This window comes from Pseudarthrobacter sp. C4D7 (assembly GCF_013359725.1).
In the GTDB taxonomy this organism is placed as follows: Bacteria; Actinomycetota; Actinomycetes; order Actinomycetales; family Micrococcaceae; genus Arthrobacter.
In genome coordinates this window covers 1-17,938 of sequence record NZ_JABFMW010000044.1, presented here as the reverse complement: position 1 = coordinate 17,938, position 17,938 = coordinate 1, and the positions used below count along the sequence as shown (strand labels likewise).

Annotated in this window: 16 protein-coding genes; 13 read left to right on the top strand and 3 right to left on the bottom strand. The window is 62.7% G+C overall.

All coding sequences use genetic code 11. The features are described from left to right. Positions 1-160 precede the first annotated feature (160 nt). Positions 161-298: a hypothetical protein gene (locus HNO81_RS19250; RefSeq protein WP_175319702.1), complete on the top strand. Its 138-nt coding sequence runs from the start codon at positions 161-163 to the stop codon at positions 296-298. Positions 299-550: 252 nt separating this feature from the next. On the opposite strand, the gene HNO81_RS19245 is transcribed toward HNO81_RS19250, so the two are convergent. The 3 genes from HNO81_RS19245 to HNO81_RS19235 form a co-directional block, all read right to left on the bottom strand. Then, positions 551-1,276: an SDR family oxidoreductase gene (locus HNO81_RS19245; RefSeq protein WP_175319701.1), complete on the bottom strand. Its 726-nt coding sequence runs from the start codon at positions 1,274-1,276 to the stop codon at positions 551-553. Positions 1,277-1,743: 467 nt separating this feature from the next. After that, the gene (locus HNO81_RS19240) at positions 1,744-2,646 is read right to left on the bottom strand and encodes an aldose 1-epimerase family protein (protein WP_175319700.1); all 903 of its coding nucleotides are present in this window, start codon (positions 2,644-2,646) and stop codon (positions 1,744-1,746) included. Further along, the gene (locus HNO81_RS19235) at positions 2,643-3,494 is read right to left on the bottom strand and encodes a class II fructose-bisphosphate aldolase (RefSeq protein WP_175319699.1); all 852 of its coding nucleotides are present in this window, start codon (positions 3,492-3,494) and stop codon (positions 2,643-2,645) included. The genes HNO81_RS19240 and HNO81_RS19235 overlap by 4 nt, the downstream gene beginning before the upstream one ends. 134 nt (positions 3,495-3,628) lie before the next feature. Here HNO81_RS19235 and HNO81_RS20505 point away from each other — a divergent pair, with 134 nt between their 5' ends. The 12 genes from HNO81_RS20505 (at position 3,629) to HNO81_RS19175 (ending at position 17,316) form a co-directional block, all read left to right on the top strand. Beyond that, on the top strand, positions 3,629-4,999 hold the full coding sequence (locus HNO81_RS20505; RefSeq protein WP_175319698.1) for an FGGY family carbohydrate kinase: 1,371 nt from the start codon (positions 3,629-3,631) through the stop codon (positions 4,997-4,999). Then, the gene (locus HNO81_RS19225) at positions 4,999-5,805 is read left to right on the top strand and encodes a DeoR/GlpR family DNA-binding transcription regulator (protein WP_175319697.1); all 807 of its coding nucleotides are present in this window, start codon (positions 4,999-5,001) and stop codon (positions 5,803-5,805) included. The genes HNO81_RS20505 and HNO81_RS19225 overlap by 1 nt, the downstream gene beginning before the upstream one ends. Then, positions 5,802-6,773, top strand: a complete 972-nt coding sequence (locus HNO81_RS19220; RefSeq protein WP_175319696.1) for a 1-phosphofructokinase family hexose kinase — start codon at positions 5,802-5,804, stop codon at positions 6,771-6,773. Before HNO81_RS19225 ends, HNO81_RS19220 begins: the two co-directional genes overlap by 4 nt. Positions 6,774-6,858: 85 nt before the next feature. After that, on the top strand, positions 6,859-7,932 hold the full coding sequence (locus tag HNO81_RS19215) for a substrate-binding domain-containing protein (RefSeq protein WP_175319695.1): 1,074 nt from the start codon (positions 6,859-6,861) through the stop codon (positions 7,930-7,932). A gap of 11 nt (positions 7,933-7,943) precedes the next feature. Then, on the top strand, positions 7,944-9,488 hold the full coding sequence (locus HNO81_RS19210) for a sugar ABC transporter ATP-binding protein (RefSeq protein WP_175319694.1): 1,545 nt from the start codon (positions 7,944-7,946) through the stop codon (positions 9,486-9,488). 34 nt (positions 9,489-9,522) lie between these two features. After that, on the top strand, positions 9,523-10,647 hold the full coding sequence (locus tag HNO81_RS19205) for an ABC transporter permease (protein ID WP_371818317.1): 1,125 nt from the start codon (positions 9,523-9,525) through the stop codon (positions 10,645-10,647). Beyond that, positions 10,634-11,212: a gluconate 2-dehydrogenase subunit 3 family protein gene (locus HNO81_RS19200; protein WP_175319692.1), complete on the top strand. Its 579-nt coding sequence runs from the start codon at positions 10,634-10,636 to the stop codon at positions 11,210-11,212. Before HNO81_RS19205 ends, HNO81_RS19200 begins: the two co-directional genes overlap by 14 nt. Continuing rightward, positions 11,205-12,902 carry a GMC family oxidoreductase gene (locus HNO81_RS19195; RefSeq protein ID WP_175319691.1) on the top strand — a complete coding sequence of 566 codons (1,698 nt, stop codon included), beginning with the start codon at positions 11,205-11,207 and terminating at the stop codon, positions 12,900-12,902. The genes HNO81_RS19200 and HNO81_RS19195 overlap by 8 nt, the downstream gene beginning before the upstream one ends. A gap of 90 nt (positions 12,903-12,992) precedes the next feature. Further along, positions 12,993-14,081, top strand: coding sequence for a nitrilase-related carbon-nitrogen hydrolase (locus tag HNO81_RS19190; RefSeq protein WP_175319690.1), 1,089 nt, complete (start codon positions 12,993-12,995; stop codon positions 14,079-14,081). Positions 14,082-14,180: 99 nt separating this feature from the next. After that, positions 14,181-15,194, top strand: coding sequence for an alcohol dehydrogenase catalytic domain-containing protein (locus HNO81_RS19185; protein ID WP_175319689.1), 1,014 nt, complete (start codon positions 14,181-14,183; stop codon positions 15,192-15,194). Continuing rightward, positions 15,191-16,321, top strand: coding sequence for a Gfo/Idh/MocA family protein (locus tag HNO81_RS19180; protein WP_175319688.1), 1,131 nt, complete (start codon positions 15,191-15,193; stop codon positions 16,319-16,321). Before HNO81_RS19185 ends, HNO81_RS19180 begins: the two co-directional genes overlap by 4 nt. Positions 16,322-16,374: 53 nt before the next feature. Beyond that, a complete protein-coding gene (locus HNO81_RS19175) occupies positions 16,375-17,316 on the top strand; it encodes an aldo/keto reductase (protein WP_175319687.1) in 942 nt (313 codons plus the stop codon). Positions 17,317-17,938 lie beyond the last annotated feature (622 nt).

The following is a 17,938-nucleotide window of genomic DNA, read 5'->3' as shown; positions in this document are numbered from 1 at the left end:
CTTCGCGCTTTACTGACCCACCGCTGCTTTCGATGGCTGTCGGCATCTTGGTTCACCACGGTGGCCGGCATCAACGCGTCGACTATCCCACCCCACAGGGCTCGGCGGACAATCTTGGCCTCGCCGTGCCCCAGCCTCCGAGGCTCATAGGATGAGCCTCATGACACGTGATTATGAGAAGGATCCGCCCGTACCCGCCGACCTAGTCGGTGCACCGAAGCGCATTCACCCCGAGCAAACCGCAGATGACAACGACGCTTTCGACGAGGAGGCCCTTTCGGGCGAGCAGAATGACTAAGACCGAAAAGGCCGCGACGGGGATTAGCTCGACGGAGTGTGCAGTATTCGTGCTTCGTTCAGGTTCCCCGCTTGCCCGCCGTCTCGTCCGTTACCGGGTGATCTAGGGGATGAATGGGCCCGCTTGTGGATGAGGCGGACGCGTCTCCGTCCTATCGCAGGTCGGGTGGGAGAATGACTACGTGGCGAAGCAGGAAGCGTGGGGAAACAAGTTGCTGCCGCCTGCTGCTGAGCGTTCTTGCTCGCGGCCTTGTTAGCCCCAGGATTGCTCGGACATGTGACGGAAGGCGACTTCGAGGATTCTCATGTGCCGCGGCCGGGAGAGCGCGAACAAGACTACATCGGCCACGTCGTCAGGGGTCATCATGTTTTCCAGTTCGGGCATACCGGGGAAGCGTAGGCCTCGTCCCATGCCAAAGTTACTCGCGACTCCTCCCGGGCAGATGTTGGTGCACCGGATATCACTACCCCTGAGTTCGTGGTCCAATGAACGCGTGAATCCGACTTGAGCGAACTTCGTGGCAACGTATACGGCTTCATCCGGCAGTCCACGACGACCGGCTTCGGATGCAACGGTAATGATGTCTCCTGCGCCTCTGTCCTTCAAATAAGGAAGCGTAGCGGTCACAGTGTTGAAGAGACCCGTCACATTGACATCGGTCATTTCCTCAACGTCGCTGTGGGGGGTCTCAATGAAGGGCGCCCATGAACCGACGCCTGCGTTGGCTACGACGATGTCGATGCCTCCAAAGTGCTTCGCCGTCCTTTCGGTGGCGCTCTTCATCGCCTCCCGGTTCCGGACATCGGCCGCAAAGGTCAAGCTGTTAGGAAGTGCAGGACCCATTCCCGTCCGTGACACCATGGACACAGCAACTCCCGATCTGGACAGGGCGCCGGCGACGGCCGCACCAATCCCGCCGCTGGCTCCCGTGATGAATGCAGTCTTGCCCGAAAGTTGATGGCTATTTGTTCCGTTCATAAGAAATTACCGCCTTAGTCCGTTCGAAAGCGTTTGATACCCCGTATGTCCGCAGCAGTTGGGTCCGCCTAAAACCCCGATGGTTTGACAATTTCCGGGAACGCGTGACGAAAGTGCATTAAACGTCAATGTGTGCCCGTCCGAGGGGACTCATTGAAGGCGGCCCTGTTCCTTAGTTCGACTCCATCCCAGTTGCAGTACATTTTTCGTCCCTGTCCGTCAGTGCTGAGTACCCAAACCACGCTGGAATCCGACGATTTTTCATCCACAACGGCCTGATAGGAATAGCCGGACGAGTGGCGGACCTCCACAATTGTTTTCGTGCGGATCTCAGTCCAGTCCTGGTTGGGATCCGGAGGCTTTTGTTCAGCCTTGTTTTCGCTACCCAAAGTCGAGCCCGTCATCGCCGTCCCCTTACTGTTGTTGGCGCTGTTGGCCAACAACAGCGATGACGCTTTAGCGTCATGTCACAGCGCATGAATGCTCCATTGCGCGTTGTGGGTCATTGCCGGGAGCAGAACGACAAGATCGTCCCCTGAATTGAACGCATTAGGAGGGCAGGTCATTGGCTCCACGGCCAGACCAATCCGGTGCCTTTCTGGGATGATGTGGTCCGCGGTGTGAATCTGGACCCATGGGCAGGCGTCTCCCCAACTCATGGCAACGCCCGTACCAGTTGGATCCCAGAGCGTAACCCCTCGGCGGCCGGCAGCGGTGGGACGGAGATCGGTGAAGGCATGGTCGATTGCCGTCCCTCCCAACGGCCTGGAACGGCGGTAATCCAGCGCTGTACCATCTACTGCCTTGCGCTGTATCGGAATGAGCCTGTCCGGTGTGACGTCCAGGAAAGTTGAGGCATTGAGCTCCAAATGCCAGGCGTCCAAGGGCGAGGGGCCGGCGATCAGATATGGGTGTGGGCACGTCCCGTAAGGCGCAGTGTGCTCACCGGTGTTGGTGGTGGTGATGGTGGTATGAAAACCTGCTTCGTCCACGGTGTAGCTGACTTCGAGCCGCAATTCGAAGGGATATCCTTCGGACGGACGAAGGATATGCAACAGGCGGATGCTTGCCTCGTCATGGTGATGAAGCGACCAGGGCGCATGTGACACCAAGCCGTGCAGGGCGGCCGCCCTGGAGGGTTCGTTTATCGGCACTCTCTGTTCAAGCCCACCGAAGCTGTAGCGCCCGTCTGGAATACGGTTGGGCCAGGGTGCAACGAGGGCGCCCCGGTAGTCCGGCATTGGCTCGCCGGGAGCGAACGGAACGATCAGATCACGGCTCTGATGAGTGAGCATGCGAACAGCTGCCCCCTCGAGGACGATTGCAGCACTGTATCCGGCAGAGGAAATTCGGTATTGGCGCGGATTCATAAGACGACGGTCCGGCGCGTGGAAACAACGCGCAACAAGCGGCTTGCGACCTTCGCCGTCTCCTGACGCGCAGGCGCAAGATAACGGCGGGGATCCACGAGATCCGTGGCTTCCAGCGCGGAGCGTACCGCGTCCGTGAATGCGATGTTCAGGATGGTACCCAAATTGATTTTCACCATCCCTGACAACACCGCCAGGGCTAGTTCATCATCCGGCACCCCTGAAGAACCGTGAAGTACCAGCGGCACAGCCACTTCTGCCTTGATTCGGGCGATAAGTTCGTGGTCCAGCCGCGCTGTCCGCGACGTCATGGCGTGGGAGCTGCCGACGGCGACCGCGAGTGAGTCGACGCCCGTCGACGCGGCGAAACTTGCGGCCTCGTAGGGATCCGTGCGCACTCCCGGGGCGTGCGCACCATCTTTTCCGCCAATCTCTCCGAGTTCTGCTTCCACGTGCCATCCCTTGGCATGGGCCCAGTGGGCAGCCTTTCGTGTGGCCGCGACGTTGTCGGCGTACCCCAGCCGCGATGCGTCAACCATGACTGACGTGATTGCACCTGAGGCTGCTTGCGCAAGGATCTCTTCGTCCTCGATGTGATCCAAGTGCAGGGACACCCGTGCCGGGGAGGACTCCGCCAGCACCGCAAGCCCACTTAGCAGCGGGGCAAGCCGGCCGCCATGAAATCGAATGCAGTTCTCACTGATCTGCAGCACCGCGGGCAGGCCTGTCTCTTCTGCAGCCTCAATGATGGCTTCCCCATGCTCAAGGCTGATGACGTTGAAGGCCGCAAGACCAACGCCGTTCCTGGCCGCGTCGCCAATGAGCTCCCCCGTGTGCGCCAATGCCATTGTGCCCTCCAGTTGCTTTCAGTTGGAACCGCAACCCCTTGAATCGCGGCCTCTAAGTGTGAGCTTGACAACATCTCCAATGAAAAACAACAATATCCAATATCTTCCAATCGACCAACAGGCAGGATGCAACGGTGCTTCTCGTAGGACTCGACATCGGCACGACGGCGATCAAGGCCGTGGTCTTTGACGAGCACGGCGCTGCCCTTGCCGACGGACGCGCTGCGACTCCCTGGTCTCGTTCGCCCCACGGGGTTCAGCTGGACGCTTCCGAGCTTCTCGAGGCCGCAGCCTCGGCCCTGTGCGATGCGCTGGCCACGGCACCGGACGGCGCCGTGGGATCCATTGGCATCACCAGCATGGGGGAATCGGGTGTGCTGACCGCTCCGGACGGCAACGCTATCGGGCCTGTCATCGCCTGGCATGACCAGCGGGACCTCGCGGAGTTGGAAAGCCTGCGGGAAGCCATGTCCGAAGACGTCTTTTCCGTCCGCACGGGCCTTCCCATGCGCGAACAGTGGTCCCTGACCAAACACCGGTGGCTCCTCACCCACGTACCGGAGACCCGCCGCGCGACCAGGCGCTTCAACATCGCGGAGTGGGCGGCCTTTACACTTGGCGGGGCGCCCGTCTCCGAGCTCTCCCTGGCCTCTCGCACCGGATGGATGGACCTCGCTTCCCGCAACTGGTGGAACGAAACCCTGGAATGGTCGGGGGCCGACCGGGCACTCATGCCCGAACTGGTGCTGGCGGGGACCAACCTTGGTGCCGTGAGCGCCAATGCAGGAATAAACCGCCTCACCGGGGCGGCCATCACGGTGGCCGGTCATGACCACCAGGCAGCCGTCGCAGGAGCTGGCGCCTACCTTGCCGGCGATGTCTTGGACTCCTGTGGAACTGCCGAAGCGCTGGTGCGCATCATGGAACCAGCCCTTTCCGAACAGACCCTGCTCGAGCTGACATCTGCAGGAATTACTGCAGGCTGGTCCGTCTTCGAGGACAAATGGACATTGCTCGGCGGCACACAGGCCGGGCTGGTACTCCGGAACGCGTTGACAATGCTCGGTCTCGAGAGCACCGACATCGCGAGCCTTGAAGCCGGGCCCTCCGGCGGCAGCCCGCTCCATGCGACGATCGACGCCAGGCAGGAACTGACCCTTCACGGTGCCAGTGGCGCCACAAGCCCGGCAGACATCTGGCGGGCAGCCCTGGACGCCGTAACTGGGCAGGCCGTAGACATACACTCCCTGATGACCCGTGCGGCAGGCAGGCCGTCCCGGATGGTGGTGACCGGAGGCTGGTCGCGCAGCACTGCACTCCTGCAGAGCAAGGAGAAAGTGTTCGGTGCCCTGACGGTGTCACCGGCCCAAGAAGCCGGCGCACGCGGGGCCGCCCTTTTCGGAGGCCTCGCTGCAGGCCTCTACGGATCCATTGCAGATTTTCCCTCCAGCCCCAGCCTTCGGCGGACCTCAGAGAGCGCCCTCCAGCCGGAAGGGGTTTCCTAATGCACCCACTCCCTGAGCGTAATGAAGCACGTTCCGATTCCCGTGCCCCGTTCCCGGAGCAGCGGCGCGCGCTCATCCTTGAGCGCCTCCGCACAGAGGGCCGTGCCGAGGCGGCCGCGATTGCGGAGGAACTTGGTGTCACAGGTGAAACCGTGCGCAAGGACCTTTTGGCACTGGACCAGCTGGGCCTGCTGCGCCGGGTCCACGGCGGAGCAGTACCGGTGGGACGGCTGACTTATGAGCCAGCCGTCTCGGCGCGGACAGACTTCATCGACGAAAAAACCCGCATCGCCAAGGCAGCGCTGCGGCACCTGCCCAGCGGCGGTTCGGTGCTGCTCGACGCAGGATCCACCACCGGCAGGCTGGCAGCGATGTTTCCACATGACAAGGAGTTGACCGTGTACACGAACACGCTCAGTATTGCCGCTAGCCTGCTGGACAGGCCGTTGTTGACGGTTCACACGCTCGGCGGACGGGTCCGTCCCCTCACGGAGGCCGAAGTGGATGACTGGGCATCCCGGTCGCTTGCGGAGATCAACGTCGACGTTGCCTTCCTCGGAGCGAACGCCATCTCGGTCGACCGCGGGCTTACCACTCCCGACCCCGCGGAAGCGGCAGTGAAGAGGTTGATGCTGGCAAGTGCGCGGCGCCGTGTCCTGCTGGCGGATCACAGCAAATTCGGGTGTGTGAGCAACTGCAAACACGCCGACCTTGCCGACATCGATCTCATCATCACCGACTCCGACCTTGACGGCCGTGAGCTCAAGGCCGTCAAGGCAGCAGGAGTGGAGGTGGAACTGGCATGATCGTGACCGTTTCGCCCAATCCCAGCCTTGATCGAACAATGTGCATTGAGCACCTGCGCCACGGGGACGTTGTCCGCAGCCCCCGGAGTTACAGCGAGCCCAGCGGCAAGGGGGTCAACGTTGCTGTCGCGCTGCATGCGAACGCTGTCGACGTTGTCACTGTCCTGCCTGCCGGCGGCTTCACCGGAGTGCAAATCACCGGGATGCTCTCGGATCTGGACGTCCCCTACGTCGCGGTGCCGATCGCCCAGGAAATCCGCAGCAATGTCAGCCTGGTGGAACCTGATGCGACTGTCACCAAGATCAACGAGGTTGGCCCCAGCTTGAGCGATGCGGAGGCCGCAGCCCTGATCCGGGAAGCCTTGGAGCAGGTTGGCGTCGATGACTGGTTAGTCCTATGCGGGACGCTGCCGGACGGAGCGGTGGAACGGCTGTACATCGATCTGGTGGAAGGGGCACACGGACGAACCGCCCGCGTTGCCGTCGACACTTCAGGGCCACCCTTGCGGGGCATCCTTCCGTTCGGGCCTGACCTGGTCAAGCCCAACGCCAGTGAGCTCGCGGAACTCACCGGACGGGCGTTGGAGACCTTGGGCGACGTCGTTGACGCGGCCGAAGAACTTCGACGCCGGGGAGCCCGTGCCGTCCTGGCAAGCCTTGGATCAGACGGAGCAATCCTCCTCGACGATTCCGGCTGCTATTTCGGCCAGGCACGGGTGGACCGCGTCGTCAGCGCCGTGGGCGCCGGGGACGCACTGCTGGCCGGCTTCCTCGCCGGCGGCGCAAACGGACGCCATGCCCTCCGGGAAGGCTTGGCGTGGGCGGCTGCTGCCGTCCAACACGAGGGCACTCTGTACCGCGGCCGTGCGCCGCATACACGAGTGGACATCAGCGACGATCTCGACCGGAACCGAGCCCTCAAGGAGCCCTGCACCGCAGCAGGTCTTGCGGCAGGAAGCAGGGTCTAAGCCCGCTCCCCCGCCCGCCACTACTACAGCTTCGGGCCCCAAGGCCCAAGCCTGGCTACACGCAACCCATTTTCAAAGGAGAACCATGGTTACCAAGCGAACAGCGCGGCTCGCACTTATCTCGTCTCTCTCTGCTGCCACCCTTATCGGCCTCACAGCCTGCGGTGGTTCCGCACCGGCTAGCACGTCTTCAGAGGACAAAGGGCTGATCGGCATTTCCATGCGGTTTATCGCCGGAAACTCCTGGCTGAGCACCATGTCCGACGGCGCCCTCAAGTCCGGAACTGCCAAGGGCTGGACCATGGAAGCGGTGGACGCCCAGGGCAGCGCCCAGACCCAGATCCAGCAGATGAGGACCTTCATCAACAAGGGCGCCAAGGCAATCATCATCGAGCCGGTGGGCGACCGAAACGTCGCCGGCGGTATAGATGCCGCCAAGGCTGCCGGCATTCCGGTCATCGTCGTCAATGACCGTGTCTCAGAGGAACTCGCCAAGAAGGTGGCCTGCAACGTCCACGACGACGGCGAAGCGACGGCCGAGCTGGTCGGAGCGAAAGCGGCGGCCGCCGCCGTTGCCAAGAAGGGCGAAAACTCGACCATCAACCTCTACATCCAGGCACTGTTCCCACAGGAACTGGTCACCGAAAGCCGTGAGAACGGCTTCATGGCCGGCTGGAACAAGTACATGGAGCAGCACCCGACGGTGCAGACCAAGCGGATCCCCAACAACTACGGCGAAGCGCTGCCCGACAAGACACTGACTGCAATGCGCAACGTCCTCTCTGGAAACCCCGACGTCGACGTCGTGTTCAACCAGACCGACGTCGTGATGCCCGCCGTGATCGAGGCACTCAAGGGCGCAGGACGCATGGATCAGAACGGCAAAACCGACGTCATCCTCGCCGGTTTCGACGGCGGCATGGAAGTCATCAAGGCGATGGCCAAGGACCCGTCCTCCCATGTGGTCGCCGATGGGCTCAACCAGCCGGCACTGCAGGCCGCTTACGCTGTGGACGAAGCCATCGCCGCGGTAACTGGCGCCCCGACCGGCAAATGCGAGGGCTCCCCGGCAACGCGGATACTGCCTCCTCTGGCCGTAACCCCGGAGAACGCCAGCCAGTACATCAGCGACAGCCTCGCCTTCGCCGGCGCCGAGTAAGCGGGACCATCATGACTGCACCCGCTGGGCTCGACCTGCGCCCACTGATCGCGGTATCGGGAGTGTCCAAGGCCTACCCTGGGACCCAGGCCCTCGCGGGCATCGATCTGGAGGTCATGCCCGGAGAAATCCATGGCATCGCCGGACAGAACGGAGCCGGAAAGTCCACCCTGGTGAGAATTCTCTCAGGAGTGGAAAAGCCTGATACCGGCGAAGTCCTCATCGACGGTAAGGCCGTCACGCTGGATACACCACAGGCGGCCCAGCGGGCGCAGATCATGACCGTACACCAGGAACTGAGCTTGGTCCCGCACCTCTCCGTAGCGGAGAACATCTACGTCGGAGAGCTGCCGCGCACCGTCCTCGGCACCATCCACTGGTCCAAAGTCCGTACCCGGGCCCGCGAACAGTTGCTGCGCCTCGGGTTCGACATCGATGTCCGTGCCACCGTGGCATCGCTGCCGATCGCGCACCGCCAGGCCGTGGAGATCGCCAAGGCCCTCACCCGCGACGCCCGGGTCTTGATCCTGGACGAACCCACAGCCACTTTGCCGCGGCACGATGTGAACCAACTGTTTGACCTGCTCAACCAGCTCAAGACGCTGGGCCTGGCCATCATCTACATCTCGCACCACTTCGACGAGATGTACGCGATCTGTGACAGAATCTCCGTCTTCCGCGACGGACGCCGCGTGGCCCTCCATGACGGCGACGAGAGGCAGCACGATGCCATCTTGCAATCAATGCTCGGCGGGGTCAGCCCTGACCGGTCAGCGAAGCTTCAGGTGGGGCCTGGAGACATGCCCAGGCTAGGCACCGGCCGGACCGAAGGCGAGGTTGCCCTGTCCGTCCGTGGCCTCCGTGATGGCCACAACCTGCACGGGATAGACCTGGACCTACACAAGGGAGAGGTGCTCGGCATCGCAGGACTGTCCGGCAACGGCCAAAGCCAGCTTGCCGCCGCCCTGTTCGGAGCTGAAAAGTCCCGGCACGACCAGTTTCTGGTTGACGGGCGGCAGCGGCGCCGGCAGGATCCCGCCCACTCGATCGCCCTGGGTATCGGCCTTCTCCCCGAGGAACGCAAGACCCAGGGACTGATCCTGACGATGTCCATCACACGGAACATCACCATGGCCTCCCTGCCGCGGTTCTCGCCCGGGTCCTTCCTGAACAAAGCCAAAGAACACAAGGCAGCGGTAGGCATGCGTGATGCCCTTGCCATCAAGACGGCACACGTCGGTGAAGCGGTAGGAAACCTCAGCGGCGGCAATCAGCAAAAGGTTGCCCTCGCGAAGTGGCTCGTCAGCGGGGTCAGCACGCTGATCATCGTCGAACCCACCCGTGGCGTGGATGTTGGGGCAAAACTTGAGATCTACGAGCTCATCCGCTCCTTTGCCGACCAGGGCGGCAGCATCATCCTGATCACTTCTGAAATCGATGAGGCACTGATGTGCGACCGGGTGCTCATCCTCAGCCGGGGCCGGACCGTTGGCGCCGTGAGCCGTAGCGAAATCGAGCAACGCGGAGAATCCGCAATTCTCGACCGTTTCAACTGACCGTCCCGAAACCACAACAATGGAGTTCAAACCCGTGGCAACCAACACCCCCGCGCCGCGGACGCAAAGGCTGTTCCATAGCCTGCCGTCCGCCCTTAGTTCGCTCCGCACGTTCACCGCCTCGCTCGGATCCAAGGGATACCTGCTGGCCGTCGGCGCCATCGTCCTTCTCGTCGGCAGTGCCCTCTCCCAGCACTTCATGACCTCACGGAACCTAATTTCAGTCCTCATCACGGCTTCCGTAGTATCCGTCCTCGCCGTCGGACAGTACCTCGTGATCGTCACCGGCGGCATCGACCTCTCGGTAGGAGCCGTCGCCGCAGTATCGTCCGTAATAGCCGGGCTCGCCCTCCAGCAGGGCACGCCGTGGCCAGTCGCTCTCCTGCTTGCTCTGCTCACGGCAGGACTGATCGGGATCTTCAACGGCCTGATGATTGTCTACGGCGGTATCACCCCGTTTATCGTGACGCTGGCGATGATGAGTATCGCCCGCGGCGTGGCCTACATGCTCCAAACCGGGAGGCAGGTAGCCATTGAGGACCAGGGTTTCCTCGCAGCTTTCACCGGCAACGTCGGTCCCATGCCTGCGCCGGTTATGATCGCCCTGCTCGTGACCATTGTCTTCGCTGTGGTTATGGCCCAGACCCGTTTCGGCCGCAGGCTTTTCGCGCTGGGCGGCAACGCGGAAGCAGCCAGGCTCTCCGGACTCCCCATCAAACGGGACATCATCGGCGCCTACTGCCTTTCCTCCCTCCTTGCCGGCCTGGGCGGGGTGATGATCGCCGCGCAGCTCACCGAGGGCAGCGCCATCATCGGCGAGGGCTACGAGCTCAACGCAATTGCAGCCGTCGTGGTCGGCGGGGCGTCCCTCTTCGGCGGAACGGGCGACCCAGTCAGCGCCGTCCTGGGGGGCCTGATCATCGCCGTGATCCTGAACATCATGGACCTGCTGGGCATTCAGGCCCAGCCCCAACTGATCGTCAAAGGCGCCGTAATCCTGCTGGCCGTCCTGTTTACCAGCGGGGTAGGCAACAAACTGCCCGGTGCCCTGCGAAAACTTCTCTTCCAGCAGCGCTACACGGGGAAACCGGCTGCTGAAGCGGACCCCGTCGGCGCCGTCCCGGCAAGCGACAAGGAGGAAGCGGATGCCCGCCACTAACGAAGCCACCAAGGTTTCTTGGCTGTTCCTCACGGAAACCGAAGCCGAAACCGTAGACGCCGTCAGCGCACGCATCTTTCCCAGCGGCGACGGAAAGCCCGGTGCCCGGGAAACCCGGGTCATCACCTACATCGACAAGACCACCGCAGACGAGGACGAGGCCCTGCGCCGCTGCTACCGGGACGGAGTCGAGGCCCTGAATGCGCTCACTTCCGAGCAATACGGCCAACGGTTCGCCGAGCTTCCCGAAGAACGCCAAGACGAGGTGCTCGAGCGCATAGAAGCCAGCACAGCCCCGGAATCCACGCGAACCCCGGAAGGCCCCGAAGATGAGGGCCTCCTGGCCACCTTCTTCGCTCTCGTCTGGGAACACACTATCCAGGGCATGTTCTGCGACCCCCAGTACGGCGGCAACCACGAGGCACTGGGCTGGCAACTCGTCGGTTTCCCCGGGGCACAGTGGGGCTACAACGCCGAACAAATGCGGGCCGGCTTCGATTCCAAAACCATCCCCATCAAAACCCTTGAAGATCTACGCAGAGAGTTGAAGCGAGCAGATGACTGAAACTGCAGAGGCCATCGTCGTCGGGCTGGGAGCATCCGGCGGGATCATCGCCGAACAGCTGACCAAGGCCGGGATCCGGGTGCTGGCTCTTGACAAAGGCCCTGTGCACACCACCGAGGAATTCACCTTCAAGCAGGACGAAGTGAAGTACTACTCCCGCGGCTCACTCGTCCCTCAGCTGGCAACCGACCCCGTCACCTGGCGGCCTGACGATAAGTCCACCGCACGGCTACTCCCCTGGGCCGCCGGGGTACGCGGGAACAGCGAACCACTCCACCTGCCGCCCTCCATAGGTCCCGGCGGCGGAACCCTGCACTGGGGTGGCGCCGCCTGGCGCCACCGCGACGCCGACTTCCGCATGAAGACACTCATCGAGGAACGGTTCGGACCCGATGCCCTGGATGCGGACTCCACCATGGTCGACTGGCCCATCGGCTACGACGACCTTGAACCCTACTACGACCGCGTCGAATGGGAACTCGGAGTCTCAGGACAGGCGGGCAACGTCAAGGGGGCACCAAACCCGGAGGGCAACCCCTACGAATCCCCGCGTGAGAGGGGTTTCCCGATGCCCCCACTGCGCACCGCGCCAGCCGATGACCGGTTCAAGGCGGCATGCCAGCGTCTCGGCTACCGCCCCTTCCAGCAGCCGGCGGCAGTGGCTTCGACAGACTACAAGTCGCTCAAGGGATGCGAATACTGCGGTTTCTGCCACGGCTTTCTGTGCCACGTCAACGCCAAGCAGTCCAGCCGCATCACGTCCGTCGAGGCAGCCCTGCAGACAGGCAACCTGGAAATCCGCTCCAACTCACGGGCTTTTAGGCTGGACCGCGACCCCTCCGGGCGCCGGATCACCGGAGTTTCCTACTTCGATGCTGACGGCAACGTCCACCAGGTGCGCTCCAACCTCGTGGTAGTGGCCTGCTACGCCCTCGAGAACAGCCGCCTGCTGCTCGCCTCGGGCATCAATGCCAACGGACAGGTGGGCCGGAACTTCATGACGCACAGCTTCGGCTGGTGCAGCCTTGTCCTGCCGGAGTTCAGCAACCCCTTTATGGCACCCCTGGTCGCCGCCAGCGTCGTGGACGACCTGAACTGCGACGGCGTGCCGGACAACGACGAGGGGGTGCTGTGGGGATCGGTCCTTACCAGCATTCCCGGCGACCTTCAGCCCATTGAGGCCGCCCACAATCTTCCGCCCGGAATGCGCCGCTGGGGACAGGGCTTCAAGGACTGGTTCTCCGAGAACTACCGTCGCCTGATGGGCATCCACAACCAGGTGCCCAGCTTCCCGTCCAAGAAGTACTACTGCGACCTTGACCCGGTGGTGAAGGACAAGTTCGGACAGCCCGCGCTGCGTATCACCCACGACTGGTCCGCACACGATCTGGCCGCCCTGAAGTACTTCGAGAAGGTCAAACGTTCCATCGCCGAGGAAATGGGCGCCACCCAGTTCTGGTCCGAACCCACACCTCCGGCCTACCACCTGTCCACCCATGAGGTGGGAACGCACCGGATGGGCGAGAACCCGTCCGATTCCGTCGTCGACATCTATGGCGAATCCCACGAATGCGAGGGACTGTACGTCGTAGGCGGCGGCCAGTTCCCCACGCTGTCCGGTTACAACCCGACCCAGACCCTGCAGGCACTGGCGTATCTCAGCGCCGACCGGATCCTCGACAAAGTCTGATCGGCCACACCGGCTTCCCGAACCACCCGAAAGAACACCCGCTGCCTGAAACCCGGGCGGCGTCGCGATAAAAGAAAGAGAAACAACAAAATGGTTGACCCGTATGCCGTCGTGGCATTGTCCAACACCGTCCACACCATCAAGAAGCGCGAAGACGCCATCGAAAACACCAAGCGGATCTGTGACTTCATGGACCCGGCCGTCATGGTCGCAGCCACTGACGGCGCCCCCGTCAAGCTCGTTGTCCTGCCGGAAATGGCCATCCAGGGCATGCTGCCGGACTTCAAGGCCGGCAACCGCGAAGCCCACGAGGCATTCGCCATGACCATCCCCGGCCCCGAAACTGAAATCCTCGGCCAGAAGGCCCGCCAGCTCAATACCTACATCGCCGCCGAGCTCTACCTGGTCCGAGACGATGACTTCCCCGGCCACCTCTTCAACGTCGCCTTCATCATCGACCCCAACGGCGACGTTATCTACAAGCGTTACAAGTCCACCTCGGACGCGTATGAAGGCGGGGCCCTTGGCACCACCAACCCCCACGACATCTGGGATGAGTTCATTCAGAAGCGGGGCAACGGCAACCTCCTGGATGCGTTCTTCCCGGTTGCCAAGACCGAGATCGGCAACATCGGCTACATCATCTGCCATGAGGGCGCATACCCGGAGACCTCCCGCGGGCTGGCAATGAACGGCGCAGAACTCATCATCCGCGGCACCCTGATCGAACCGCAGGTCGGCATGGGGATGTGGGAACTGCAGAACCGCGCCCACGCCATGTTCAACCAGGCCGTCGTAATTGCGCCGAACCTTGGTCCGCAGCGCAACGACGACGGCAGCCTGTTCGACCTCTTCGGTGGCCAGTCCATGATCGTTGACCACAAGGGCCGGGTGCTGGTTAAGAACGAGGGCGTCAGCGGCGGTGACTCCTTCGTGAGCACCGTCGTCGACTTGGAGGCGCTGCGCCGCTCCAGGGCCGCCAACGGCGTCACCAACTGGTTCAAGGACCTGCGCACCGAGATGTACGCCGGCATCTACGAACAGCCCATCTACGAAAAGAATCAGTACCTCAACGAGCTGCCCGCCGAAGGCTGGCTGGCCCGTGAAGCGAAGCGCCGCGGCATGAACATCCAGAAGCTCATGGACCGCGGGCTGCTCACCGCCCCGTCGAGTAACTAACCCACCGGCCCTGCGAAGGGACACCTTTGCGGGCGTCCGGCCCATGGCCGGACGCCCGCAAACCCATCACCAAGACCTGCAAACCCGAAAGGCACACGCATGCACGCCGCCGTCCTCCGCACCCCTGGACCCATCGAGAACCATCCGCTGCACTACAGCGAGGTCCCCGAACCCGTGCCCGGACTCGGTGAAGTCGCAATCAGCGTGCTCGCCTGCGGGGTCTGTCGGTCCAACCTCCACATGGTCGAGGGTGACTGGCTGCCCGGCACCCCAGCCGAGCTGCCCATCATCCCCGGCCATGAGGTTGTCGGCCGGGTGAAGGCAGTCGGTCCTGGGGTCACCAACCTCACGGTGGGCGACCGGATCGGTGTCCAGCCCATTTGGGCCACATGCGGCCGCTGCGAACACTGCATCAGTGGTCATGAGCAGCGCTGCCGGCAACGCCAAATCACAGGCGAAACACGCGACGGCGGGTACGCCGAAGTCATGCTGGCAAAGGCTGACTTCGCGTGCAGGATCCCCGATTCCCTGACCGATACCGAAGCAGCGCCGTTGCTCTGCCCTGGCATCACTGCCTACGGCGCTTTGAAAAAGGCACTGCTACGCCCCGGCCAAAACGTTGCTGTGTTCGGCGTCGGCGGGGTTGGCCATCTGGCACTGCAGATGGCAGGGCTTACCGGCGCCCGCGTCAGCGCCGTCTCCCGCAGCTCCAGGGCTCGTGCCCTGGCGGAACAACTGGGTGCGGAGGGAGCCTACGTGCCTGCCGGAAGCGAAGGGGGTGTGGCCCTTCGGGACGGATCCCAGGACGCCGCCATCGTCTTCGCCCCGTCGGACAGGTCCGTGGCCGAAGCGCTGCGTGTCATCAGACCCGGTGGCAGAGTCGTACTCGGAGTTTCGCAGTCCGTGGGTGTTATGGATATCGGCGATGAAAAAACCGTCGTGGGAACGGTACTAGGCACCCGTCAGGACATGCTGGACGTACTGGGTCTGGCGGTTGATGGCAAACTCCATGCAGTCCACGAAGACTTCCCCCTCAGCGAGGCCAACCAGGCTCTGCAGCGGCTCAAGCACGGCCAATTGCAGGGCCGCGCCGTGCTGGTACCCGGCGCATGAATGACGCAGCTGGCTGCGGGCCGCTCCGCTTCATCATCGTCGGCAGGGGCTGGCGGGCCGACTTCTACCTTCGGATCGCCCGAAGCCTTCCGCACCTCTTCGCCTGCGTCGGGGCCGTCACCCGTACGGCAGAGGCAGGCAAGGAGATGGAACAGCGATGGGGTATAACGACATTCCGCACCATCGAACACGCCGTAAGCGAGGCGGGACCTGACCTTGCCATTACCTGCGTCCCCCGGACGGCAAACCCGGACGTCATCCGCGCGCTCGTTAGCTTGAACGTTCCCGTCCTTTCGGAAACACCGCCAGCAGCAGACCTCCCCGCAATGCTCGCGCTGTGGCACGATGTGGGATCCACCGGGCTGGTACAGGTTGCAGAGCAGCACCCTTATCTCCCGGTCTTCCAGGCAGTCCGGCGCCTGCTTAGCTCCGGAAAGTTCGGGGAGGTTAGCTCCGCGGCTGTGTCCTGGACCCACGACTACCATGCCGTTGCCATACTGCGGTCTGTGCTGTCCCTCGGACACGACGGGGTACGCATCCTGGCGACAGCCCAACAGGCCCCGCTCATGAGTGGCCCGGACCGCCAGGGCAAGCCTGATCGCGTGAAACTCGAGAACGTCCAGGTAACGCTTGCGATCCTGAGCGCCGGCACGAAAACAGGCCTTTACGACTTCACCGAGAACCAGTGGTTCAACCCCCTCCGCGGACGTCATTTCCAGCTCCGAGGCAGCCATGCTGAACTCACAGGCAACCGGATCACTTGGTTGAACGACGGCGGAGACCCGGTCAGCGCGACCATCGAACGCCGCCAGCTCGGCGTCGACGGCAACCTTGAAGGCGCCGACCTCGACAGCCTCAGCGCAGCCGGCGAAGTACTTTACGTGAACCCGTTCCGCGGCGCACGGCTCTCCGACGAGGAGATCGCCATGGCTACCTGCCTAAGCAATACGACCCCGGATAATCGCCACCGTGGCTACTCCCTGGCCGACGCCTGCCAAGACCACTATCTCTCCCTCCTCATTCATGAAGCAGCTGAATCTGGAGGGAGCATCAACTCCACGCCGCAACCATGGCAGGCCGTCCCGAGCCAGCACACCCTCAGGACGGCAACTGACATCGGCTCATGAAATTCAACGACCTGAAATCAACCAGATACACCCGATTCAAAGGAACGACAAATATGCAGAAGCGCATCCTGGGACGCACCGGGCTATCCGTCTCCCCAGTCTGTGTGGGAACAAGTGCCCTGGGCAGCCACCCCACCCAGTACGGCTATGAAGTCAGCCACGAGACAGCAGTACAGACCATCCGCAGCGTCTTCGACGGACCGTTCAACTTCATTGACACATCCAACGAATACGGGCACGGAGGCGATAGTGAGCGCCGGATCGGCGAAGCCATCAAAGACGCGGGCGGACTACCGGCGAATATCGTCCTGGCCACTAAGGTAGACCCCATCGTCGGCACCACGGACTTTTCCGGGGACCGGGTCCGTAAGTCGGTAGAGGAAAGCCTCGAACGGCTGGGACTGGACAAACTGCAACTGGTCTATTTCCACGACCCCGAAAAGATCACCTTCGAGGAAGGAACGGCGCCCGGAGGCCCCCTTGAGGCCCTTATGGATCTGAAGAATCAGGGCGTTATTGAGCACCTGGGTGTCGCTGGCGGCCCCATCGACCTCGAACTGAAGTACCTGGCCACCGATGCCTTCGATGTCGTCATCAGCCACAACCGCTACACTCTCGTGGACCAGACCGCCGAGCCGCTAATTCAGGACGCCGCTGCCCGTGGTGTGGCATTCGTTAATGCCGCCCCCTTCGGCGGCGGCATGCTGGTCAAAGGCCCGGACGCGGTCCCCAACTACTGCTACCGCCCAGCCAGCAAGGCAATCATCGATCGGGTCCGGAAAATGGAACAGCTGTGCAAGGCATACGATGTTCCCTTGGCTGCGGCGGCGCTGCAGTTTTCCATTCGGGATCCGCGCGTTGCGTCGACGATTGTCGGGATGTCCGAACCCCGCCGCGTCGGCCAGACCGCAGAACTCGCCGAGTGGGACATTCCCGCCGACCTGTGGGACGAACTGACCCCGCTGGCCCGTGCCGGATCAGGCGAACTGGGATAACTACCGACATAGCCAAACACCATGAATGCCTCCGCCTATCCCCGACCGGGATTTGGCGGAGGCATTCCGGCGCCAACACCTAACACCCCGTGGCGACGAGGCCGGACGAGGACACGATGAGAGAAAAAATCACAGAACCCCACATCATCCACATCACTGCAACCCGAGCTGACAGCCTCCAGCAACACTTGGATGAGGCAATAACGAAGCTGATCGAATCCGCCGTCCAGGCACGAACCGGGATCCTCCTGACGCGCCACAGCGCAACCAGGTACACCGCAGCACTGGATACGAACGTGCCTTATGGGCAGACTTTTGAACGCGCGCACTGACACGCCTGACCGAAGGACCAGACTACCGATTGTGTGAGCGAAGACTTCCGTCGGCCTGTTAACCACCCTGCGGCCGGGAGCAGGAATCCTTCAGCGTTGCATCAAGCCTCTACCTCGAAGGGGATCCTCGCATTCCCGCGCCCTCCTGTGACAGCCAGCCTCGCCACACCATCTCCTACTCCAGATTCTTATCAGGGCGGATTTCGTGACACCGTTAGGAGAAATCAGCACGCCAACTAGGGCGTGTCTCCTAAAGCTGTTAGCCAGATGCTGATTGCCCGGAGAACCGC

Bases quoted from the DNA above. Each gene is read 5' to 3' on its own strand.
- HNO81_RS19200 (WP_175319692.1), top strand. From the start codon at position 10,634: ATGCCCGCCACTAACGAAGCCACCAAGGTTTCTTGGCTGTTCCTCACG.
- HNO81_RS19225 (WP_175319697.1), top strand. From the start codon at position 4,999: ATGCACCCACTCCCTGAGCGTAATGAAGCACGTTCCGATTCCCGTGCC.
- HNO81_RS19190 (WP_175319690.1), top strand. From the start codon at position 12,993: ATGGTTGACCCGTATGCCGTCGTGGCATTGTCCAACACCGTCCACACC.
- HNO81_RS19245 (WP_175319701.1), bottom strand. From the start codon at position 1,276: ATGAACGGAACAAATAGCCATCAACTTTCGGGCAAGACTGCATTCATC.
- HNO81_RS19180 (WP_175319688.1), top strand. From the start codon at position 15,191: ATGAATGACGCAGCTGGCTGCGGGCCGCTCCGCTTCATCATCGTCGGC.
- HNO81_RS19175 (WP_175319687.1), top strand. From the start codon at position 16,375: ATGCAGAAGCGCATCCTGGGACGCACCGGGCTATCCGTCTCCCCAGTC.
- HNO81_RS19195 (WP_175319691.1), top strand. From the start codon at position 11,205: ATGACTGAAACTGCAGAGGCCATCGTCGTCGGGCTGGGAGCATCCGGC.
- HNO81_RS19235 (WP_175319699.1), bottom strand. From the start codon at position 3,494: ATGGCATTGGCGCACACGGGGGAGCTCATTGGCGACGCGGCCAGGAAC.
- HNO81_RS19240 (WP_175319700.1), bottom strand. From the start codon at position 2,646: ATGAATCCGCGCCAATACCGAATTTCCTCTGCCGGATACAGTGCTGCA.
- HNO81_RS19185 (WP_175319689.1), top strand. From the start codon at position 14,181: ATGCACGCCGCCGTCCTCCGCACCCCTGGACCCATCGAGAACCATCCG.
- HNO81_RS19210 (WP_175319694.1), top strand. From the start codon at position 7,944: ATGACTGCACCCGCTGGGCTCGACCTGCGCCCACTGATCGCGGTATCG.
- HNO81_RS19215 (WP_175319695.1), top strand. From the start codon at position 6,859: ATGGTTACCAAGCGAACAGCGCGGCTCGCACTTATCTCGTCTCTCTCT.
- HNO81_RS19250 (WP_175319702.1), top strand. From the start codon at position 161: ATGACACGTGATTATGAGAAGGATCCGCCCGTACCCGCCGACCTAGTC.
- HNO81_RS19220 (WP_175319696.1), top strand. From the start codon at position 5,802: ATGATCGTGACCGTTTCGCCCAATCCCAGCCTTGATCGAACAATGTGC.